The organism is Petrotoga sp. 9PWA.NaAc.5.4 (genome assembly GCF_002895485.1).
Classification (GTDB): Bacteria; Thermotogota; Thermotogae; order Petrotogales; family Petrotogaceae; genus AZRK01.
The window spans coordinates 34,225-58,227 of record NZ_AZRK01000012.1 but is presented as its reverse complement, the minus strand read 5'-3'; the positions used below and the strand labels follow the sequence as shown (position 1 = coordinate 58,227).

Annotated in this window: 18 protein-coding genes; 5 read left to right on the top strand and 13 right to left on the bottom strand. The window is 32.4% G+C overall.

Annotated elements, in window-relative coordinates; translation table 11 throughout:
* Nucleotides 1–219: 219 nt before the first annotated feature.
* The gene (locus X924_RS04620; protein WP_121957776.1) at nucleotides 220–2,307 is read left to right on the top strand and encodes a substrate-binding domain-containing protein; all 2,088 of its coding nucleotides are present in this window, start codon (nucleotides 220–222) and stop codon (nucleotides 2,305–2,307) included.
* Between the two features lie 508 nt (nucleotides 2,308–2,815).
* Here the strand turns inward: X924_RS04620 and X924_RS04610 are convergent.
* The 7 genes from X924_RS04610 to X924_RS04580 form a co-directional block, all read right to left on the bottom strand.
* Nucleotides 2,816–3,661, bottom strand: coding sequence for a carbohydrate ABC transporter permease (locus tag X924_RS04610; RefSeq protein ID WP_158245314.1), 846 nt, complete (start codon nucleotides 3,659–3,661; stop codon nucleotides 2,816–2,818).
* A gap of 2 nt (nucleotides 3,662–3,663) precedes the next feature.
* Nucleotides 3,664–4,536, bottom strand: coding sequence for a carbohydrate ABC transporter permease (locus X924_RS04605; protein WP_121957773.1), 873 nt, complete (start codon nucleotides 4,534–4,536; stop codon nucleotides 3,664–3,666).
* A 98-nt stretch (nucleotides 4,537–4,634) separates the two neighbouring features.
* Complete coding sequence (locus tag X924_RS04600) at nucleotides 4,635–5,882, bottom strand: sugar ABC transporter substrate-binding protein (RefSeq protein ID WP_121957772.1); 1,248 nt, start codon at nucleotides 5,880–5,882, stop codon at nucleotides 4,635–4,637.
* A 609-nt stretch (nucleotides 5,883–6,491) separates the two neighbouring features.
* On the bottom strand, nucleotides 6,492–7,253 hold the full coding sequence (locus X924_RS04595) for a sugar isomerase domain-containing protein (RefSeq protein WP_121957771.1): 762 nt from the start codon (nucleotides 7,251–7,253) through the stop codon (nucleotides 6,492–6,494).
* Nucleotides 7,250–8,128 carry an ROK family protein gene (locus X924_RS04590; protein WP_158245313.1) on the bottom strand — a complete coding sequence of 293 codons (879 nt, stop codon included), beginning with the start codon at nucleotides 8,126–8,128 and terminating at the stop codon, nucleotides 7,250–7,252. Before X924_RS04590 ends, X924_RS04595 begins: the two co-directional genes overlap by 4 nt.
* A gap of 5 nt (nucleotides 8,129–8,133) precedes the next feature.
* Nucleotides 8,134–8,871 (bottom strand): GntR family transcriptional regulator, encoded by a 738-nt coding sequence (locus X924_RS04585; protein WP_121957769.1) that lies wholly within the window; start codon nucleotides 8,869–8,871, stop codon nucleotides 8,134–8,136.
* 284 nt (nucleotides 8,872–9,155) lie between these two features.
* Complete coding sequence (locus X924_RS04580; RefSeq protein WP_121957768.1) at nucleotides 9,156–10,511, bottom strand: transglutaminase-like domain-containing protein; 1,356 nt, start codon at nucleotides 10,509–10,511, stop codon at nucleotides 9,156–9,158.
* Nucleotides 10,512–10,786: 275 nt separating this feature from the next.
* Here X924_RS04580 and X924_RS10205 point away from each other — a divergent pair, with 275 nt between their 5' ends.
* The 4 genes from X924_RS10205 (at nucleotide 10,787) to X924_RS04565 (ending at nucleotide 13,402) form a co-directional block, all read left to right on the top strand.
* On the top strand, nucleotides 10,787–11,014 hold the full coding sequence (locus X924_RS10205) for a hypothetical protein (RefSeq protein WP_199172630.1): 228 nt from the start codon (nucleotides 10,787–10,789) through the stop codon (nucleotides 11,012–11,014).
* On the top strand, nucleotides 10,977–11,177 hold the full coding sequence (locus X924_RS10200) for a hypothetical protein (RefSeq protein WP_199172629.1): 201 nt from the start codon (nucleotides 10,977–10,979) through the stop codon (nucleotides 11,175–11,177). Before X924_RS10205 ends, X924_RS10200 begins: the two co-directional genes overlap by 38 nt.
* Nucleotides 11,178–11,491: 314 nt before the next feature.
* The gene (locus X924_RS04570; protein WP_121957767.1) at nucleotides 11,492–12,451 is read left to right on the top strand and encodes a Dam family site-specific DNA-(adenine-N6)-methyltransferase; all 960 of its coding nucleotides are present in this window, start codon (nucleotides 11,492–11,494) and stop codon (nucleotides 12,449–12,451) included.
* A 27-nt stretch (nucleotides 12,452–12,478) separates the two neighbouring features.
* A complete protein-coding gene (locus X924_RS04565; protein WP_121957766.1) occupies nucleotides 12,479–13,402 on the top strand; it encodes a type II restriction endonuclease in 924 nt (307 codons plus the stop codon).
* A 411-nt stretch (nucleotides 13,403–13,813) separates the two neighbouring features.
* Here X924_RS04565 and X924_RS04560 read toward each other — a convergent pair whose 3' ends face one another.
* From X924_RS04560 to X924_RS04535, 6 genes are all read right to left on the bottom strand, one after another.
* Nucleotides 13,814–16,066, bottom strand: coding sequence for a glycoside hydrolase family 3 C-terminal domain-containing protein (locus X924_RS04560; protein ID WP_121957765.1), 2,253 nt, complete (start codon nucleotides 16,064–16,066; stop codon nucleotides 13,814–13,816).
* A gap of 46 nt (nucleotides 16,067–16,112) precedes the next feature.
* Nucleotides 16,113–17,570 (bottom strand): glycoside hydrolase family 30 beta sandwich domain-containing protein, encoded by a 1,458-nt coding sequence (locus X924_RS04555; protein WP_121957764.1) that lies wholly within the window; start codon nucleotides 17,568–17,570, stop codon nucleotides 16,113–16,115.
* A gap of 98 nt (nucleotides 17,571–17,668) precedes the next feature.
* Nucleotides 17,669–18,556 (bottom strand): carbohydrate ABC transporter permease, encoded by an 888-nt coding sequence (locus tag X924_RS04550; RefSeq protein ID WP_121957763.1) that lies wholly within the window; start codon nucleotides 18,554–18,556, stop codon nucleotides 17,669–17,671.
* Nucleotides 18,557–18,558: 2 nt separating this feature from the next.
* Entirely contained in the window at nucleotides 18,559–19,440 is an 882-nt protein-coding gene (locus tag X924_RS04545) for a carbohydrate ABC transporter permease (RefSeq protein WP_121957762.1), read from the bottom strand.
* A 215-nt stretch (nucleotides 19,441–19,655) separates the two neighbouring features.
* Nucleotides 19,656–21,956 carry a DUF5696 domain-containing protein gene (locus X924_RS04540; RefSeq protein ID WP_121957761.1) on the bottom strand — a complete coding sequence of 767 codons (2,301 nt, stop codon included), beginning with the start codon at nucleotides 21,954–21,956 and terminating at the stop codon, nucleotides 19,656–19,658.
* A complete protein-coding gene (locus X924_RS04535; RefSeq protein ID WP_121957760.1) occupies nucleotides 21,949–23,994 on the bottom strand; it encodes a YIP1 family protein in 2,046 nt (681 codons plus the stop codon). Before X924_RS04535 ends, X924_RS04540 begins: the two co-directional genes overlap by 8 nt.
* Between the last annotated feature and the right edge of the window lie 9 nt (nucleotides 23,995–24,003).

The following is a 24,003-nucleotide window of genomic DNA, read 5'->3' as shown; positions in this document are numbered from 1 at the left end:
ATAAGGTAGTACATAATTAAAGATATCTCTGTTATAATCAATCAAAACTGTTTTCTTATATAAACAAAAAATTTAGGAATGTTAGAAGAATTATTCTGAATATTATCGAATTTTCTTAAAGAATGTAACTAAATTTTGCATATTTTCAGGAAATCATGTTAATCATTCGTGAGTAAAGAAAATTTCTTGATATTTTTCAACAATGAGGGGGGATGGAAAATGTCCAAAAAGCTAGTTATCTGTATTTCGACAGTCTTATTAATCATTGCCTTTATCGTAATGCGTTATATGATCATGGTTGGAAGTATCTTGTTTATAGTAGGTATAGTAGGTAATATCTTTGCAATCTTTTTCTCAGACAAAGATAAAGAAAAAGATATACAACTGATATACAACAAGATAAAAAGCAAAGATCTTTTAGAAGACGAATCAGCAAAAATTCTAGAAAAAGAAAATTCAAAGCTCTATTATCTCTTTAATGAATTTACTAAAATTATCAGAGATTTCAAATCTTCTATAGAAGAAATGATAAATCTTTCCAAAGTTGTAACAGAAACTGCAAATGAATCTTCTCTGCTTTCTCAAAACCTTATCGATATCAATAATTTTATAGTTGAAGGCGCAGAAAGACAAGCAATAGATGATGAAAATGTTACAAAAGATCTCGTAGAATTAACTAACAATTTTGATAAAATGCTTAACAATATTAATGAGATAGAAAATGAAATCAACAAACTTAAAGAAAAAAGTGATATTGGTATATCAAATATATCATTATCGATGAAAGAAAGCGAAGAAATTCAAAGGGCCTTTTCTGAAACTATTCAAATTGAACAAGCTCTAAAAGATAGTGTAAATAATGCGTATAAAGTTATAACTACTATCGATTCACTAGCAGAGAGAATCAATTTAGTTTCGCTCAATGCGGCTATAGAGGCTGCAAGAGCAGGAGAAGCTGGTAGAGGTTTTTCTGTTGTTGCAGAAGAGATTAGAAATTTAGCAGAGCAAAGTAACAACCTTGTTCAAGAGATAGGAGTAACTTTGAAATTAGTTAATGAAAAAGTTGATTCTACCATTGAATTAATAAATCATCTAGACGAAAAAGCTAATTCTCAACTCGATGTAAACAAAAAGGTTCACGACACTTTTAAAGAGATATACTTTGCAATAGCTGATTCAATAAATCAGCTCTTAGTACTAAAGGAAAGTGTTTTAGAATTGGGCGATATAAAAGACTCTGTAATTAGCTTCATAACCAGTATTGCTTCGCTCTCCCAGGAATTTGCTGCATCTACCGAAGAAGCCCAATCGATTAGTGAAATGCAAAAAGAATCCAACCGTGTTCTTTTTGATCTTGCTGAAAGATTAATGAAAGCCATTCAAGTAGTTAGTACTGAGATTAGCGATTACAACATAGAAATTCATGAAAAGAAAGTAAAAAAGATAGGTTTCGTTCATCTGCTACCCCAGGATCATCCTTTTATTTTCGAAATGATTAAAAATGGCCAAAAAACAGCTGAAAGATATGGATATGAATTTTTGGTTAATTGCCCTGAAGCGGGAGCTCAGAGATTTGAAGCTCAATTAGAAAAGATAAGAGAACTTGAAAGAAAAGGAATCAACTATTTAATATTAACCCCTGCTGACAGCGAACGTTTTGTCCCCCTAATCAACGAATTAGACGAAAAAGGTATTAAAACTATATGTGTTGATTCTGACTGCCACAACAGCAGGAGATTAAGTTTTATTGGCACAGATAACTATACAGCTGGAATAAAAATGGGTCAAGTAATAGCTAAACATCTAAAAAACAAAGATAAAGGCGATGTAATTATCAGTATGCCAGACAAAAATCGAGCAAATATAGTTGATCGTCTAAAAGGAATAGAGGATGAACTAAAGAAATACAATACAATAAAAATAGTTGATATGGATTATGGAAAGGTAAACACAGCTGAAAGAATTAAAAATTTAGAAGAGCTCATTAGAAAATACCCACATTTTGATCTTATGGCAGGACTTGATGCTCAGTTTTGTGAAATAGTTGAAGTGCTTAGAAGAAAAATAAATTTGAAAGATAAGATTTTTATCGGTTTTGATAACATACCCAAAAACATTGAACTTCTTGAAAAAGGCGTTGTTGATGCAATAGTAGCCCAACGTCAAGAACTGTTTATCAATATTGCAATAAGAAAAATACATAGTTACGAAGAAGGAAAACCGGAAATTGACATTGAGCTGTTAGATACCTACGAAATCAATAAAATTAATGTAAATGCACTACTAGCATTAAAAAAAGAACGATAAATATTGGTTTTTAACAAAATAATTTTACAAATTCATTCAAAGGAAGAGGTTTACTAAAATAATAACCTTGTATTTCGTAACGTCCTCTTGATTGAAGAAACAACAATGGTTCCTTATTTTCGACTCCTTCTGCGATAACTTAGAACCCTAAGAATTGTGACGTAGAAATTATGATAGATACAAGCCTTTTAGAAGAATCGCTCTTTAAAAGATCATCAATAAAACTTTTATCAATGTTTTAAATTATATTTTAGGAAGAAAATCTTCATCTTTCACAACGGACCTAGTTGAGCGTATCTCCCTGTTCTTGCTATTTATACTGAAGGAAAAAGGTAAGGGTGACGCCCTTTAACCCTTTTAAATAGACTTTTTTCTAATGTTTTGTTATTTTTCTGTTGTGCTCGTCAAAGACTGTAATGTTATACTCTACTCTAAATCCTGGCACGTTTGGAGATACAAAAATTTTCAAATCATAACTCTTGTTGTTTAATATATTTAAAGTATATAGTTACTTAGCCCAACCCGCAGTCAATCCGCTTACAAGGTAATCTTTAAAAATTATAGCAATTACTAATGGAATTATCGAGCCTATCACTCCAGCGGTACACATCATTCCATAATCGACTCCTCCTTGGGTACTGAACTCGGTAATTGCTACAGGAATTGTTTTAGAATTTGATCCTGTTAATATCAACGCGAAAAAGAATTCATTCCAGGTTGTAATAAAAGAATATAGACCGGTAGCAAAAAGAGCCGGTGTAACTAGCGGAATAATAATTCTAAACAAGATTTGAAAAGTTGTTGCTCCATCTATTATGGCAGCTTCTTCTATTTCTTGAGGAATACTTATAAAATAGTTTTTTAGTATCCAAATTGCAACAGGCATTATAAAACCTGTGTAAACAAGAATCAAGCCAACCTTAGTGTCAAGAAGATTCAAAGAGCTCATAAAAAGATAAATGGGAATCGCGATAGCTGCCCCAGGAAGCATCTGGGTAAATAAAATACCGAGGACCATCGATTTTTTGCCTTTAAACTTAAATCTTGCATAACAATAAGCTGCGAGAGTTCCGAAAAACATTGTCAAGATTGTAGAAATTGTCGCAACTATGAGACTATTAAAAAAAGCTGTTCTAAATCTTGCTCCTTCTACTTTATTTATGAGCACTTCATATCTTTTTAAGGTGGGATTAGAAGGAAACCATTTACGAGAACCGCTTATTAATTCAATCTCTGGTGAAATACTTGAGATAAACATCCAAAGGAATGGCCCCAAAATATATAAAGTTAAAACCACCGCAGAAAGATAAATTAGTACTTTGAAAAGTGTGTTTTTCTTACGTTTTCTAATCAAGGTCATTCCTCCTCTGTAAGAATAAATTTATAGAATAATAAAGTTATAACTAATATAATGATAGTTAGAACAAGAGAAAGAGTTGCACCATATCCAAAATCTAGATGACTAAAGGTTGTTTGATAAATATAAAAATTTAAGAGATTCGTTCCCTGCGAAGGTCCTCCTTGAGTTAGTGCGTAGATAAGATCAAAACTTTTAAAAGCCCAGATAGTTCTTAAAGATAAAGCAACAAAGGTGACAGGTTTCAAGAGAGGAAGAGTGATACGACAAAATTTCACCCAACTATTTGCACCTTCTATTTCAGCAGCTTCGTAGTAGTCTATAGGAATTGCCTGCAACCCGGCTAAAAACAAAATAGCGATAAAAGGTGTCTCTTTCCAAACATCAGCAAAAATCATCATATTTAGCGCCAGGAAAGGTTTCCCTAACCATTGGATATTCTTCTCAATGATGCCTATTTGAAGTAGTAACTTATTAAGAACACCAAACTCACTGTTATATATCCATTTCCACATAATGCCATTTACAACCCAGGGAACTGCCCATGGTACCATAAGAATCACGCGCAAAAACTTCCTACCTTTGAAATCCTGATTTAATAGATGAGCTATCAACATTCCTAGACTTAGCTCAATTGTTACAGCTACAACAACGAAATAAAGAGTAATTTTCAATGAAGACCAAAAAACACTGTCTTGAAATAATTTTATATAATTTTTGAAGCCTACAAAAGGATGGTAAGGAAGTAGAATATTATAATGATGAAGGCTAATGAAAATACTATAAAAAATTGGTACCGCAAATACAAAAATTATAAAGAGAAAACTTGGTAACAACAAGGTTATTAGATTTTTTCTGGAAAGGTTTTTCATCTATGCTTATCTCTCCTTTTAAAATAACCAGCAGAGAAAACTCTGCCGGTTACCAGTGCTCATGAGTTCATCAAAAATATGCTTCGGAGTGCTCAATTTCATTCATACTGAGATTTAATATCAATAGCCTGTCTAGCTGCCCAATCTAGAGCTTCTTTAGGAGTTTTTTTGCCTGAAATGGCATCTTGTACGGCTGTAGCTAGTGTTCTTCTGAAAGGATCTAACCATACTACATCGGGTCCAAAACTACCCACTTCAACTTGAGCAACCAATTCACCATAAACCGGCCACGCTTTATTTATAGCTTCTAACCTTGAACCTTCGAATAAGCTATTTCTAGTTGGAAGATTAAATCCCGATATTGCATGCATCATTTGAGCTTCTGTACCAGTGAGAAGTTTTACAAGCTCAACAGCTTCTTCTTTATGCTGTGAGGCTTTCGTTATACCAAAAGCTCCTCCATAAATAAGACCGCCTGTTTCAGAATTTTTTCCTCCAGGAATCATTCTAACTTTAGCATAATCTGTAACTGTTGAAGCTTCAGGCAGCATTGCTTGATTAGCAGACCAAGTGGAATTTAGCATAAAAGCACTTTTTCCTGCTTGGAAAATCTTCAAGGTTTCGTAATCGTCAAGAGAAACTCCTGCTGGGTTAAATACTCCTTGATTAACTCCCTCAACCAAGAGTTCCAAGGCTTCTACACCAATTCCAGTGTTGAATACTGGGTTAAGATTTTCGTCGAAAAACTGACCTCCCATTGCTAACAGAATTGTTCCATAATTAAAATAGTAATTACCAGGATATTTACAACTTGGTGTAAAGGCGTATTCGGCATTACTTTTTTCGACAATTGCCTTACTTGCATTAAGGACATCTTGCCAAGTGGATAAGTTCTCAGAATTCACATTTGCATCTTGTAAATACTTTTCATTATACACAAAATGAGCACTACCACTGTACCAGGGAACTCCAATCCATTGACCTTCGTGAGAATAATAATCTACAAAACTCTTTAAAAATTCGTTTTTTTCATCTTCGGTGAACCATTCGTTTAAATCAACAAATTGTCCCATTGTAGCGAATCTTGATTTTTCTGCAGAAGGTATAAAAATGATGTCGTACCCTCCACCTTTATTCATTAAAGCTGTTGTTGTTTTGATACTTATCTGATCCCAGCCAATATAGTCCACTACAACCTTAACACCTGTTAGTTTTTCAAATTCTTTTGTATATAGTTCTATAACTCCACCTTCATCGGGTCTAACCAAAATTTTTAAAGTTACAGCTCCCATAGAGAAACAAAATGTCAAAACAAGAATTAAAGTGAGAAACAGTGTTTTTTTCATATTTATCCTCCTCCTATAATAATAATTGAATAACACTTAATTCAAAGATACAGAAACATTTATTTTCCTTATGTGATAAATAAGTTTCTCTGTTTCTTCATTGAGCAGGATTAAGACAATTATCCAAGAAATTCGAGAAATGAATTGAAATTGTACTCCCCTGCTCCTGAAATTATGTCTCTAAATTTAAGGGTATTTACAAAGTTAACAAGAGTATTTCCTGAATGAGATGTTAGAATTTTTTGGTTATTTACAGTTTATTTTTGATCTTTTTACAAACTTTTTGGGAAAAAATTTTTGAATAGAATAGAGGTCTGACTATTATCATTATTGGGGGAATATCAATAAGCTAAATTCCGCACGGACACTTTTCAGGAACTTTAGAGATGAAGATAATCAAAAAAGTTTTGATTTTAAAAGGGTTACTGGACAGGACCCCTTCCCTTCTTTTCCGGTACAAGTACCAAATATATTAGAGAAATTAGTAGTTAATGAGAGATAGAGTAAAGGAGGGATCTTTTAAAAATCTAAAATCTGTATAAAATTTATATTTTAGAATTTCTAAAGTGGCTTTGTGGTTACTTTTTGTAGAGGAAATAAAACATTTAACTAATGTTTTGTTATTTTTCTGTTGTGCTCGTCAAAGACTGTAATGTTATACTCTACTCCAAATCCTGGCACGTTTGGAGATACAAAAATTTTCAAATCATAACTCTTGTTGTTTAATATAGTTGCAGTTTCTACCAATAGTGACTGAGTGATAGCGATAGTAGCAATTGAAGATGTAGCTCCAACTTTTTCATTTCTACCTTCTAAAGGTACGATAGCGTCTTCATGCGGAACACAATTGTCTATCAGGACGTCTGCAATGTCTGAAAGTTTTTTACCAGAAGAATGGGTTGCCTTTGCCCTCTTTTGATTTTCTAAAGAAGTAATCGCCACAACCTTTGCACCTACTTCTTTTCCATATAATGCAGCCTCAACGGGTGCAGCATTTACCCCTCCGTGAGAATATACAATCATAACGTCGCCTTTTCTTATTGGTTGATATCTCAAATATGCATCTTTAACGTATCCTTCTTTTCTTTCTATAATAAGAAGACCAGGAGCACTTGCAGGACCTGTCGGACTAAACCACATAAGTCTAGGATCTGTGAGTGCGTTTAAACCAATAAAACTACCATATCTTGGGAAAGCATCCAACGCAGGAATTACGGAATGTCCGCTACCAAAAAGATGAACAAATCCACCGTTGTAAATACAATCTACCATTATCTTACTCACTTTTTCAATTGCTTCGTTTTCCTTTTTAATGTTGTTAATTATTCCTTCTACACCCTCTAAATATTTTTCAAAATACAACCTCGTCATCTCCTATTCATATAATTTAATGCGTACTTTCCAATTCCTATTAATTGTGCATCTTCTCCTAAAACAGAGGGAACTATTTCTATATTTTTGATAATGGGACTAAGATATCTTTCCATAATTTCTTCTACCTGGAATTTAAAGATATTCCATCTTTGTCCAACACTTCCTGCCATGATTATTATTTCAGGATCTAAAATGTTAATAATTGTAGCCAAACTTTTTCCTAAAAGAATGGAAACATTTGATATAAACTGTTGTGAGCATTCACCTCCCTTTTCATAATCATTAAAAATATCAAAAGCCCCTTTAACACTCTTTTTACACATTCTTTCGTAATTTTTACTCATATAATATCCAGAAATATTAGATTCAAGCACTCCAACCTTGTTTGAAAAGTCATTTTCTTCTCCTATAGGTATCCAGCCTATTGAACCAGCAGCTCCATGCGCTCCTTTAATAACATGTCCATGAACTTGAATGCCCAGTCCAACGCCGGTTCCAATAATGTAATAAGCAGAATTTTTTGAGTTTACTGCTGCACCTTTCCATGTTTCTCCTATTAATCCAGATACTCTGTCATCTAAAATATTAATTTCTAAACCGGTTCTATCTTCTAACTTACCCTTTAAAGGGTATGGATCACCTCCAAAGGCATTTGGAAGCCATACATAACCTTCATCTAAAACTGCTCCACCAACAGAAACTCCAAAACTGTCGATATCGTTGTACTTTTCGTATATTTTTAGAAAAAGTTTTATTACTTCATCAGGACTTTGAGGCGTATTGAATTTTGCTTTGTCTGTTAATATACCTGATTCATTACAAATTGCAGATCTAATATAAGTACCACCAATATCTAAAGTCAATATTTTCACTTCTTTCACTTCCTCAAAATAATTTCTACAGAATATTTGTCGGCTCTAATAACCGATTCAGTGTATTCTACAGGTATGTCAGAAACATCATAACCAACTCGCTCTACAATAAATCCCGCAAAAGGTGGTTTTACCTTTAAGAGCTTACATTCGTGATTGTCTAAAATAGTGGCATAATACTTTTCTTCTGCTTTAACAATATTTAGCCCATATCGAGTTTCAAGTAGGTTGTATAATGATTGAGTTAGAGAGTTGTTGAAGAAATCAGGGGCAAGTTTTTCTAGGGTATAGAATGTTTGAATACCTATCGGTTCATCTTGTGCATATCTTATTCTTTTAACCATTATTACAGGAGTTCCAATCTCTACAGCTAAAGCTTCTGCTATCTTTTTATTTGCTTCAATGATTCCATTTTCTAACACTACTGATTTTGGTTCAAGTCCCTTTGATTTCATTTCTTCCGAAAAGCTTGTTAGTTTTCTAGGCCCCTGTTTTATTCGATTATCAACAACAAAGGTACCAATCCCTTGCCTTTTTACCAAAAATCCCTCTTGAACAAGCAGCGCAACTGCCTGTCTGACTACTGATTTACTTACCCCAAAGGTCTCAGAAAGCTCATCTTCCGTTGGTATCTTGTCACCTGGTTGAAAAACACCTAGAAGAATATTTTTTCGTATGATTTCTTTTAATTGATGGTATAAAGGTTCTTTAGAAGAGTAATTTAATTTTCCATTCAAATGCATCCTTTTCAAGACTCCTTTTCATAATATTCATACTAATCATTATAATGATTATAATATTTAAAAAATTAAAAAGCAAATGACAATTTTTGAGATAAACCAAGGGATTTTGTTCTACTTAACAATAAATCCTTTTAATGACCTTTATCACAGTGTAATTGATTATTTTTATGATTTTTTAATTATTAACATAAAACAAACTTATTTTATTACTGGAAATACCTGACAAATAATAAAAAACCCCTCTAAAAAGAGAGGAGATTTTAAGTTTAATTTAGATATTAAAGCTAAATCTCATGTACATCTATTATGTCCATTATAACATCAAATTCATTTCTTGACAAACCTTTGTCAAGATATTCCACCTCACCTACTTGATTGTCATATGGATCGGATCTTAAGAATCTCTTTTCAGGTAAGATATCATAGTGAAATTCTGAATTAGCAACCATCCTAAAGGGATCTAGATTACCAAAATAGAAGTTCCATATTCTTTCATTTTTAGCCCTGTAAGCGCTGCCTCCAAAAGAAAGATCTGCAAATAACCATCCATATGGTTCAATATAAAACTGCGCCCAATCGTGAGGACCGACACCATATGGAGTTACGTACAAACCCGATTGCCATTTTGCAGGAATTCCTACAATTCTACACAAAGTTATAAATAAAAGTGCTTGAACACCGCAATCTCCTTTCAAATTGTATGCACCATATTCTGGAATATTTACAATTGAGACATAAGGTCTGACATAAGAATACTGAACATTTTGAGTTATATAATCATAAATCTTTCTAGCCTTGAGTAAAGGATTTTTCTCATCCTTAACTATTTCTGTTGCCAAATCTATCAAGAACGGAGAAAAGTTAATTTGAGGTAGCCATTCATTTGTATGAAATTTGGGCTGCCTTTTAAGCACTTTATTAAAATCAGGATTTACATATTTTACATGATTTTCGTATGAATATTCAACCGTAAAACTTTCGTTTTCTTTTAATTGTTCTTCAAAGAATATTGTTCGTTGGGGATATGTTTCTGGAGAGATAAATTTTGCAGTCTGAGAGGTGTTGAGTATTTTAATGTTGCTAATCTGTTGAGCTTTTTGTGGAATAGGCAAGTGAACCCTCACAGTTTCATTAATTCTGACATGCTCATTTTTTATCTTAATACCAGTTTTGAGATGAATGAAATAGCCTTTTTTGCCTTTTTCAATAATTTCTTTTATAGTGTTGTCTAAGAAGTCCTTTTCAGCTTCATCTTCTTTTTCTTTAATTCTTAGACGATCTTTAATTGTTGGATGCACTTTTATAATATTGTCTAAAAATCGTCTACCGAACATCTCTCTTCCTTCAATGTATATCCAGTCTGCATAACGCTGGTCTTTCAATTCCTGTAATTCTTGCCTTGTAAAATCCTCAATTTTTTCCTGTGCAAGATCTAAAGCTTCTTCGAAAGTATATATGTATTCATTTTTAAGAACATCGATTCTGTACTTTTCAAAGTTTAACCGTTGCTTCAACACATTTGAAATGTTTCTAGCTAAGTAAATATCAATCAATCTACTTGCTTCTTCAAATTTTCCACAATATATTAAATTATTAACATCTTCGGGCAAATCAGCTGTCAAAAAATCTAAATCGTTCAAAAGTGTTCTCCTCCTTTAATTTGAATACACAAACTATTTTTAACTTTTATTATACTATAGCCCTAATCACAATAATGTATTGAATTTAAAATCAACATCCATTTGCAATTGGCAAAATACAGAAGACCACAACTTTTTTATTCCATGTTTATTTTACTATACACTTTTCATTTTACCTAATTATTTTAAACATGCATAATATAATAGAAATTTGATATAATAAAATGTATGTGTTTAAAGAAAATTGAGGTAGATTATAGAAAGTAGAGGAACCAATGAAGGTAACTATCCTTTACGATAACGCTGTATATAACAAAGACTTGGAACTTAATTGGGGATTTTCAGTTTTGATAGAAAAAGAAGGTGCTCCAAAAGTACTGTTTGATACAGGTAGTAGTGGAAAAATTTTGCTCAACAATATGCGAAAGCTAAGCGTATCACCAAACAGAGTGTTCTCATCCAAAGATGGAGGATATATTAAAAGCTGCTTCTCAATTTGGTGAAGTCTATGGGATTATTGGGGGCCTGCATAGTACCCCCGCTGAATCTTTAGAGGGATTCAAACTAATTTGTGCTACTCATTGTACAGAACAGAAAGATCAAATAAAACAAATATATCCTAATGCATATCTTGAAGGTGGAGCAGGAAGAATAATTGAGATATAATCGGTAATTATTAAAAACAAGGGCTAATTGTTTCCGTTGATATATTATTACTAAAAGATAAACCAAAAATTTACATTTATCTAATAATAAGAAAAGAATTATATTTCAAAATAATTTTTATGCTTGAAAACACCATATTTGTCTTCATAATTTTAATTATATCACGCTAAAAAAGTGTTTCTCTCTCCACAAGAATATATTAGTTTAAACATAATGTAAAATAAACCAATTTCATGAAAAATAATATGTTATCATATAAAAGCGACATAGAATAGTTTCAAGGTCATATTTTTGAACTTGGAGGTATATCATCAATGTATCAGCAACTAAATCTAAGTTTCAATCAAAGTCATATATACCAAATAAATGCCAAACCATTTCTAAAATGGGCAGGGGGTAAAGGACAGCTTTTAGAAGATTTAAATAAAAGACTGCCTCCTAAAATATTGAAAGAAGAAAAAATAGTTCGTTATATTGAACCGTTTGTTGGAGGAGGTGCCTTCTTTTTTTTCTTAAGAAGTAATTATTATATCAAAGAAGCAATTCTAATTGATATTAACAAAGAATTAATAGTCGGTTATAAAGTAGTTCAAAACGATGTAGAAAAGCTTATTTCTCGCTTAGAAAAAATCGAATCTAAATTCTTAAAACTTTCACAGGAAGAAAGAAAAGATTTTTTTTATAACGTAAGAAAAAAGTACAATGAGCAAAAAAAATATTTCAACTATGAACAATATGACTCAAGTTGGATAGAAAGAGCTTCATATCTAATATTCTTAAATAAAACATGTTTTAACGGGCTCTTCAGGGTAAATAGTAAAGGCGAATTTAATGTTCCTTTCGGCAAGTATACAAATCCTACTATATGCGACACCTTAAATTTATTAGAAGCTAATAAAGCCTTAAAAAACACTAAAATCATATGTGCAGATTTTGAAGAATCAAAAAAATATGTAGAAAAAAACACATTTATATATCTTGATCCACCTTACAGACCTTTAAACTCAACTTCTTATTTCACATCTTACTCAGAAAATGGTTTTGATGAAAAAGATCAAATCAGATTGGCACAATTTTTTAGAGATGTAGATAAAATGGGAGCTTTTTTAATGCTTAGCAACTCTGATCCTAAAGTTGTTGATGAAAAAGATAACTTTTTTGACAAATTATATTCGGGTTTTAATATTGAGAGAGTTAATGCAAAGAGAACTATAAATAGAGATTCAACTAAACGCGGTACTATAAACGAACTAATTATTAGAAATTATCATTAAATTTAGTTTATAAACACGAGGTGTATTGTGAATCCTATTTATTTTGAGTTTTTTAAAACAACAAACATAGAAGATATTATACTAAATTTTTTAGAGACACTTATAAAAACCAACAGGACTTATAATTTTTTTGTAAACTGGGACAAAATTAGAAAGAATATTGATACTTATAAAATTGAGTTAAATATTTTAAATTCGTTAATTGGAAGCAATCAGTTCGATGAAGACTTAAAAACAATACTTCGTCGTTATCCTGAAGTTATCCCTCTAATCCCAATTCTCCTAGCAATTCGAGATAAAGAACTATCTATAATTGACAATTTTGCTGATATAGATTTCAAAATCATAGATTATGACTTTACTAATAAAAAACTATCCGAAAAAGAAATCGAACAAATCATTGAATTCTTTGATAAAACTGGTCTAAAAAATTTCTTTGTTGAATTAGCTTCTAAAAGTATTCAAGATTATGTTTTAGGGATCGAAGTTGGAATGGATACTAACGCTCGAAAGAACAGAAGTGGACACAGTATGGAACAATTATTAGATCCAATTATTAAAAAGATAGTAACTAAGCATAAAGATAACTTCGAAATAGTAACTCAAAATAATTTTAATTATTTAAAGAAAAAATATGGAATTCCTATTAACTCTAGAATTAAAAACAGAAAAGCCGATTTTATTATAATTAAAAATAAAAATACATTCATAAACATTGAAACTAATTTTTATTCTACACCTGGTTCAAAACCTCAAGAGATTGTTGATTCCTATATTGAAAGGCAAAATGAGTTAAAAGAAAATGGAATTGATTTTATTTGGATTAGTGATGGATATGGTTGGAAGGGCCAAAAAAATCAGCTTTATAAAGCATTTGAAAAAATTGATTACCTTTTAAATCTTCATTTTGTACGTGAAGGATTATTGGAAGAAATTCTATGGAAGATATAAATTTTAAAAAAGAATATACAACTATTTAGTCCTTTCCTGAGAGAGAAAAGAGGATTTATCTAATATTTCAATTTAAAAGATTTCATAATAGAGCTTGAAAAAGGAGCTTTAGGATTCTAAAGAGTCCTATATAATAAATTTATCTTAAAAGAAGACATTATTAAAGTTCAACACCTTATTGGAAAAAATCAAGCTGAAAAAGGCAATTTTTACTTAATCATGTACGAACATTTATTCGCGTTTAGAAAACCTAATGATAAAGAAGGCTATAACAAATTAAAATATAGTATTTGGCAAGAATAGTTCTTATGATTTTAAAATTATGAAAAAGCGAATATGGAATAATTTAAAAAGTAACTTATCAACACTTATTAGAAAAACAAGAGACGCCCTACACGGGCGTCTCTACTATTATTTATTCAATACTTCTAGTAACTTATGCAGCATTTCGTCGGTGAAGTTTCCTTTACTGAAACTGACTAATCCTCTTAGTGGCATATCTATAATCCATTTTATCACATTGTTCACATCTTCTTTTTCCCTACCAGGTTCTTTTATCTTTTCTAGTATACTATCTACTAAATCTAAAATTATTTTTTCTGTTTTTGAGTCTTCCAACAAATCTCTTACAAGCGAATTCCTATCGTATTTTTTCTTGATAGTAACCGTTGAATTCAGTTTAACTGTTTCTTTTAATTCTATATCTTTTGATGATCTACCTACCAGTACCTCAAACTCTCCACTTTCTACATGCCAATCTTTTATTTCTGTGTTGTAATATGCAAAAGCTCTTTTGTCTAAAGTGAATGTTACTGTCTTTTCTTCTCCTGGCTCTAATTCTATCTTTTCAAATCCTTTTAATTCTTTTTCGGGTCTGTTTAATGTGCTTTCTATATCTTTTACGTATAGTTGTACTATCTCTTTGCCTTTTACTTTTCCTGTGTTTTTTACTTTAACTTTTACCTCTATTGTTTCTTTGTCTGTTATTTCTTTTTTGTCTACAGTTATATCTGTGTATTCAAACGTTGTATAACTTAGTCCATATCCAAATGGGAATAGTGGTTCTATCTCTTTTTTGTCGTAGTATCTGTATCCTACAAAGACTCCTTCTCTATACTCTACTTTGTTTCCTTCTCCAGGAAAGTTTAAGTATGATGGGTTATGACTTAGTTTCTTTGGGAAGGTTTCTGCTAGTTTTCCACTTGGGTTTACTTCTCCAAAGAGTATGTCTGCTACCGCTCCAGCTCCAGCTTGGCCTCCTAGATAACTTTCTATTATCCCTTTTACTTTATCTACCCAAGGCATCTCTACTGGCGATCCGTTACTTAATACTACTATTGTGTTTGGTTGTACCTTTGTCACTTCTTCTATTAATTTGTTGTGGTTTTCTGGCATTTTCATGTGTGTTCTATCGTATCCTTCCGATTCGTATCTTTCTGGTAATCCTGCAAAGATTATCGCTACATCCGATTTCTTTGCTGTTTCTTTTGCTTTTTCTATGAGTTCTTGGTTCATTTCATCTGTTTCCAAACTGTATCCTTCTTCATATAAAACGTTTGCTTTCCCTTGAACTATCTTTTCTATTTCTTCTAGTGCATTATCCAGTTTTGTTGGGTTGACGTGTGAACTTCCTCCTCCTTGATATCTTGGATTTTTTGCAAATCCTCCTATTATTGCTATGGTTCCTTCTTTTTTTAGTGGGAGGATGTTGTCTTGGTTCTTTAGTAGTACTATGCTTTCTGCTGCTATCTTTCTTGCAAGTTTATGATGTTCTTCTTTGTTGTAAGTTGCGTTTTCTTTCCTGTTTTCTATCGCTTTGAATATGATTTTTAATAGTCTTTCTACTGTTTGGTCTAATATTTTTTCGTCAAGTTCTCCTCGTTTTACTGCTTCTACTATCTTTTTGTCTCCTATACCATAACTTGATGGCATCTCTAAGTCAAGGCCTGCTTTTATTGCTTCTACCCTTTCATTTACCGCTCCCCAGTCTGATACTACAAACCCTTCAAATCCCCATTCGTTCCTTAATATATCTGTTAGCGTGTATTTGTTTTCTGAAGCTAATGTTCCATTTATCCTGTTGTATGAGCACATGATTGTCCAAGGGTTTCCTTCTTTTACCGGTCCTTCAAAGTTTGTGAGGTATATTTCTCTTAACGTCCTTTCATCTATTATTTCATCTATTGTGAATCTTCTGTGCTCTTGATTATTTGCTGCGTAATGTTTTAAGGAGGTTCCTACTCCTAAACTTTGTACTGCTTGTATGTAGGCTGTTGCTAATTGACCTGATAGGTATGGATCTTCTGAAAAGTATTCAAAGTTTCTTCCGCAAAGTGGTGACCTTTTTATGTTGATTGCTGGTCCTAAGATTATATCTATACCTTCTGCTTGACATTCTTCTGCAAGTGCTTTTCCTAATTGTTTTATTAATTCCCTATCCCAAGAACATGCTGTAGTAGCTGCTGTGGGAAAACATGTTGAGGGGACACTGTTTCTTTGGTTTGGTACTTCTTTTCTTAATCCATGTGGTCCATCACTCATCCTTATTGAAGGTATTCCTAACCTTTCTATGGGTTTTGTGTGCCAATTGTCTAAACCTGAACATAGACTCGCTTTTTCTTCAAGCGTCATCTGCGAGATTAGATCTTTTATGTCTCTTTCCACTTCTTTCACTCCTTGTTTGTATTAGTATTTGTGTTTTTACTGGGTTTTAATTGTTCCATATAAAAGTAACTGCAGATTTTCCTCTAAGTGTGTAATTAAATTCAGAATCTCCATATGTTATAGATAATTTTTTGTTGTTATTTGTCCTGTTGTATACAATTAGTACTATCGAATCATCAGGATTTTTAAAAGCTGTTGTTTCAACAATGCTCTGAATATTTGTAGATTCTATACGATAAGCCCCAGGTTGAACAAACTTACTAATATGACCCATCGTATAATAATCAACGTTGTAGGTTATATCTCTTTTGTCTGTATCGATTGTTACGATACCTCTACACGTACTATGTTTAAGAACCGTGGGACCATTGTTTTGATCTAGAGCCATATTCCACCACACAATACTTTTTGCGTAATTCCTAGTTCCACGGATGATATGAGTCATTTGATCAGCAAAAGCATCAAAAAATGGGGGTACCCATTCGCCTCCCGAAGCTTCTGTCAGCCAAGCTTCTTTTTCTGGAAACTTTTCTTTTATTTTTGACATTGCAGAATGGTCTCCACCATAAACATGCCACGCAGTTCCTGCTACATACTTTCCAACCTTCTTTAAAACGATCTCAGGATACTCTATATTGTCCCAATTATGATCATAACAAAGTATCAAAGTATCAATGTTTTCTTTTTCAAACAGAGGGCCAAGGTATTCGTTTATAAACAAAGCTTGAGCCTCAGGGGACATGAACATTCCTGGATATTCTTTGGGAACGTATAATGGTTCATTTTGTACGGTTATTGCATATATAGGAATACCTTCCTTTTCATATGCTTTAATAAACTCAACAAAATACCGTGCATAAACGTCGTAACATTCTTCGCGCAATGATCCACCAATAAGACTGCGTGACGTTTTCATCCATGCTGGCGGACTCCAAGGAGATGCCATGACTTTGAGATCAGGATTTATTTCCAATGCTTTTTTTATTAATGGTATTATGTACTCTTTATCATGATCAATGCTGAAATATTTTAATTCAAAATCTTCCTCTCCTTCAGGAACATCATCGTAGGTATACATTTTAAGAGCGAAATCGCTAGCCCCCATTGGTTGACGCAAAAACGATATTCCTATCCCTTTTTCCGAACTAAAAAGCTCGTACATTAGTTCTTTCTGTTGTTTTTCATCTAAAACGTTGTAAATAAGCCATGCAGAAGCATCTGTTAAAGAAGCACCAAATCCGTCCATTTCTTGGTAAGTAATCTTTGGATTTACTTCAATTTGTGTGACTGATTCATCAGTTTTTCCAGTTTTTTCAAAGGATGATAAAGACGGTTGTTGTGATAAAAGATTTTTTTGATTAGATGTTGTTAGCCAGACTTCCACATCTGTATTGATTCGGTAGTTCATTGTAGTACCTTCACCTCCATATAATAAACAACTTATTGTTAAAATAATTGAGAGAAAAATTAAAAAGTTATGTTTTAAACTCCTCCTTTTACTCATCGTTATTGTTCCTCCTTGAAAAGGGAATTTTGACTTCCTTGGCAATTGCTACCAAGGAAGGGCGAGGGCTTCGCCCTTGAACCCATTTAAAATTAATTTTATTCTCCTGTTATCCCGGTTCTATCTATACTTTCAACAAACTGTTTCTGTAAGAGTGCATATAATATAAGTAATGGAATGATAGTAATCAAAGTTGCAGCCATTCTTATTCCTTCGTTTAATCTATTTGCCAAACTAGCATCGCTTACTGGATACATTCTTGAATAAGCATCGACAAACGATTGAAGTTTCATAGGTAAAGTCTGAATTGCATTCCCAAAAAACAATCCTGAAAGATATGTCTCATTCCAATACCAAACAAAGGAAAATAATAGTGAAACAACTATTGCTGGTATAGACATGGGAATTGCTATTTTCATAAATATTGTGAAATGCCCAGCACCGTCTATCTGAGCTGCTTCGTCGATAGATTTTGGATAAGAACTAAAAAATTGATAGAAAATTAGTATAAAAATGGTACTTCTAATTCCCTGCCCAAACAAGGCTGGAAGAAATGAAGGTAAAGGAGTATTAATCATACCATAACTGCTAAACATTATGTATTTAGGTATTAAAGTTACTTGTACAGGTAGTAAAAATGTAAATAAGAGCAAAGCCAACCATAGTTTTTTAAAAGGGAATTCATATCTTGCAAATCCATACCCAATTAATGCGCTAGAAAAAGTTTGTAGTATTGCTGGCACACCTGCCATAATAATAGAGTTTAGCAAAGAGTTTTTAACGTCCAACACCTTTGAAGCTATCTTAAAATTTTCGAGATAAAGTTTTGATGGTATCCATTGAATAGTAGGGTTAACGAGATCATCTACATCCATAAAACTTGTAGATATCATAAAAGCTACGGGGTACAGATATGCAAATCCTATTATTAAAAGTAAGATAATAATAACTACTTTAAAAATATTCTCTTTTAATCTTTTGTTCATGGCTAACTCTTCCTTTCTTTTAAAATTAAAAATGCCACACCTAAAATTGCTAGAATGATCAACGAATAAATCCACGACATTGCAGCGGAATAACTATAAACTCTTCCTGTCTGAAACATTTTAGAAGAAATTTCTACATTGATAGCGTTGGTAGGGAACGTTGCTAAATCAACTATTGTATAAATAGTATTTACTAGTATTAAAGGCCTTATTTGTGGTAAAATAATTTTCCAAAAAATCACCCATGAAGAAGCCCCATCAATCTGTGCTGCCTCATATAATGCTTTATCGATCTTTTGAATTCCTGCTAAAAATATCAAAATCTGTACACCTGAAAACCATAGTATAATGATTATCTTATCAAATAGATAAAGAATTGGTGCACCCAAATTTAGAGGTAATAATCTAAAAAATTCATAAATTGCAAATTTTGTTGGTTGAATTATATTTACAGCCTTGTTGGCTAAAAGCTCGCTTAAAACTGGTCCACTCATTATTATGACAGGTAAAAAATAAATTGCTCTGAAAACAGTTCTTCCTTTGAACTGTTTATTAAGCATTAAAGCTATAAGTAATGAAGCAACAATTATAAGAGGTGTTGAAAGTCCTACAAAAACGATGCTATCTGTTAAAGCCGGCAAAAAATTTACATCTTTTGTAAAAATATCCAAATAATTGTTAAATCCATTCCATTGAGTAACTATCCCTGTAGGAGTAATAGTTACCTTGCTCATACTCAAGTAAATTGAGTAGAAAAAAGGAAACGCAGTAAAAATTAAAAAGCCTATTATCCAAGGTAGTAAAAAGATGTATCCTCTGATTGCAGACTTTTGCCGTATTGTTAGTTTGCCAGCAAATGATCTTTCTTTTTTTGAGTTTTTCAATTTAAATCAACTCCCGATGATAAAGGTAAAATGCTCAGGCTGCAAGGCCTTGAGGGTTTTGCTCTTGTACCTGTTTTTTTGATTTAGGTTGGCAAATTAGTTGTATTTACTATTAAATCTATATTTATACGCATAGGTTGAATATACAATTGATTAAATGATTAAATCGTGAGACACTCAGGTGGACCATCTCTTCAGAAATTAAAATTAACGTTTTATGAAATTATCAAATACCCTAAGTTTGGTACTACATTCTTTTCAAAGTAATAATCATAGTTTGTATAATTTACAATAATAGATACATCTCCCTCATAATCAACCTTTACAATGCCTTCTTTTAATACTTTCCTGTCTATTATTTGCTTTCCTTCGACTTTAGATAAAGCCTCATTTATGGTGTAATATGTGCTTATAATCATATCAAACCAATCTTCAAAAAATGTTGAGTAATACGAATCGGAGATGGCTGTATACTTCAATTCATCATTGGTTAAAGCGGTTAATATAAAAGAAGGATAAGCTCCATATTCAATAATTCTTAATATATCAGTTGGCGAATAAAATCCCATATTAGAATATGGTGCATAATAATCTATGCTTCCTTTCAAAACTATTTGAATAAAAGGGACAGTATCTGTCTCATAGATGTATTGTGAATTCACCATAGGAATATGAAAAATTTCTGAGCAATACCTCCAAAAATACTGGTTTGGTGTATATAAAGCCAAATTTTCTAAGTTATTTACAATATTTTCTACTGTTTTCTCAAGCATTAACCTTGCCTGGTTCCTTGTTACAACATTTCCTCTTTGATTTTCTGCGTACAATTTAAATCCAATTTCATCAACAGCCATATTTTTCATACCGTTAGATTTATACAACTCAGCCTTGTTCTCTAAATAATCTGCGACTAAATTCACTTTAACTAAATAAGTGTCTTTGATCCATATATAATCATTATCTCTTTGTATTTTTATTAAATCTTGAGAGAGTGAATGTCCTCCATCTTTACGTAAATCTATTTGGAATTGATTCACGGCAACAGGATTTTCGAAGAAATAAAACCTTCCGCCACTTTGATTGACAAAATCTGAAAATTCTAAAAATTCATCTTTTTCTCCTAACTTTTCTTCGAAAGCAAATTTTGACACCTTTGAACCGTTGAGCCCACCTTTTTGCCAACCTTTCATGACAACTGTTAGGTTTGAAATACCTTCACTATTTAGCTTAGTAACAATTTCTTTAGCCTGCTCCAAAGAAGTAATCACCTTTAAACTGTTGAAAATAAAACCTTTTTCTATGTCGCTACCTAAAATTCCTATCTTTAAAGGTATTTGACTGTCGATTCTTTCTTGCCTTGCTAGCACACCTTCTTCGTACAGCATATTTCTATAAATCTTGGCCATTCCTACATAATCTGCGTCATCTCCACTTAAAAAGTAGTATCTTATCTCTGGATCAAAATGATTTCTATTTTGCTGTACAATTTGAACTCCCGCTCCACTTCTTGTTGTTGGTTGCAAATATTTTTGTCTGTAAATAAACTTTGCAGAAACCCAATTATAATTTGTTAAAATTCCTGCTGGTGTTGCAACTATTGCAGAATACTCCTCTCCAGAAGTGATACGAGCAAAAACTCCGTTTTGTTTTGGTCCATGCACTACTCCAAAAACAGGCATCAACACACTCTTTTCTTCGGTAGCAAAATCATTAGGTCTACTTACTTTAAGATCGTTAACTTCAAAAAGATGGTCTATAGCAAAATCTTTTCCATATACCCTTTTTTCAAAGTTAGATAAATATTTAAAAGGTTTATCAAATCTAATTAAAGCGCCAGGACCATCAGGAATAAAAATATAACCATCTATCTCATCTGCCCTAACAGAACCAAAAAATGGAATGAAATACACTGATCCTAGCATATACTTTCCTGTTTCTTTGATACTCTCAGAATCTAACCTAAAGATTAATGAACCATCATTGAGTTCAACACTGAAATCAAAACTTATACCAAGTTGAGTAAAATTAACAGAAAAAAAGATAGTATTACCGTCAACCACGTATTCCCTCTCGACATTGTTAGCTGCGATACTAGTTTTTCTTTCTATTCCTGCCTGATCATAATAATCAATACTCACCAAAGAATTTCCTATTCCCGACCACGTAACGTTCATATCAGAAGGTTTTTCTGAGGGTAATCCTCCCCAGATATACCCATTTTCTTTGTTTAAAACCCTGATAGAAGCATTCTTATCTCTGTAATATACTTCAATATAATCATCTTCCAGAATCTTTTCGTAATCATCAAGATCCATCTGATTTATTACAACAACTTGATCTTTCTCGGGCTTTGTATACCTATTAGATCCAATATTTGAGATCTCATTTCGTTCTAAAAGAATAATTTCTTCTAGATCAGAAAAAGATTCTAGAGATTGCGTTTGAGCAAAAACAATATTCATAAAAAGCAACAAATTAAGAACAACTATTAAAGATGCAAATAATCGATTATTCAATGCGATAAACAACCTCCTTCACTAAGGTATAAATAAAGTTGAACCCCTCATTCGCCAGCATATATACGATAAAATAAGCTATTACAAAAACGAACATCAAAAATAACGTTAACAATATATTTTTAATAACCCCACCTACGGAGAAGTTATGAATTTCTTTGAGTGAAACAAAGATCAACACCCCACACCAAACCCAAATTGCCACACTAGCAAATTGAATAATGAATCCCTCATTCAACGTAATTACATAAGAAAGTAGTGTAACAATAGGCATAAAAAGTACAAGCGGAGCTAACGCATAAGATGTTGTGCAGTATACGTCCCTAAACTTACCTTCTCCATCATTCAGTGTACTAACAAGATAGTTAGAAACCACCCACAGCGCTATCGGTAAACCAAAGATCATAATAACATACAAATAAGAAACATCTCTGAAATCTCTTGGATTGAATATAAAACCTTTAAATAAATAATCTAGAACAAAAGCTATAAAAGCTAATACATATACAAAAGTGGCTGACATTACAGATGCTTTTTTTCCATGTTTAATATCATACGAACTATCAATAGGATGAAGCATGAATCTTCCCATGTATAACACATCAGAGACAAGTTTAACTCCTTTAACTTTTCTAAAAGAGTTTCTAAAAACGTTCAAAATACCATATTTCTTATCTAAAAGCTTAACAATTCGCCACAAAACCCAAACCAAGAATACAACGATTAAAATGGTTGCTATATTGTTCTGTAACCATAAGTTTCGTATTTCCCAATAAGCCTCAGAATAATCAATTTTATTATTAGCCATTTTAAAGTGTTCAGCGGCCTTTTCATAGTTTTGGGACTGAAAATACGCCTTTCCCAATCCGTTGTGAGCAATCCTTGATCGGCCACTCAACTTTAATATTTCTTGCCAATACGACATACTATCGATATACTTTCCTTTTTCATACAAACTAATCGCTTCATGTGTCATATTTGTAATCGCTGTTGGATAAAAAACATGAACTATTCCGCGTTCTTTATCTAAAACATAAACATTGTCATCTTGATCAATCGCTATACCAACAGGCACAGTGAAAAAACCGTTTCGTTCTGTACTGATTGCCCTTCCTCCAAAAGAATAGATCAAATTACCTTCGGAGTCATACTCATAAATCAAGCCAGTTTCTGTTAAAGCGTAGATTTGATTGTACTTACCAACTGTTATATCAACGAAATTAGGCTCGCTAACCATTCTATTTGCTTGTTTTAATATATTGTTACCAGAAACATTATGCTTTTTTATTGCATTTCCTCCAACACCTTGTGTTATTGTGTATATCAAGCCTTCATCGTCAATAGCTAAATTGTAAAAGGTTTTTGGAATTATGTTGAACAATTGTGCTTGCTGCTCTTTTGTAAAAATGAGGTTTAACAACGCTTCTCCAAAAGAAAGGTAGGTAATATTTGCTCCAAAATACCCTAAAAACTCACCATCCTCCGACAATTGAATTATTCCGTCATAAGTTCCTTCACTAACGACATAAATGTTTCCCATTTTATCGCTGACAACTTTTCGTGGATTGTAATTAGCCTTCTGACCAAAGACGATAGATTCTGGCCTTTTATATCTTCTAAGTAGTTCTCCATTTGAATCAAACATGAGCACCTCACGAAGCCCATAATCTGCTACCAAAATTCTGTCTTTTTCATCAACAAAAACGCCTGTAGGCATGCTTAATATACCTTTTCCTATGTAATTGATGTTATTACTTTTGTTAATATCCACAATTACAATCTGACCATTTCCACCTTCAGCTATATAAATCTTCTCATTTCTTATAAATATATCTTCAGGGGACTTTAAATTTAGGTCTTTGAAAAGTATGTTTCCAACGAGGTACGCATCTTGCGTTCTTACCCAAACGCCATCTTCAGATATCGTGTAGGAATAAGCAGTGGCGTTTTCGTTGCTTATGTTGGCAAAAGTAAGAGAAGAAATTGTCATTATTAACATAAACATTACAAACTGGATAAAAGATTTTCTTGCTGTCATATAGTATCC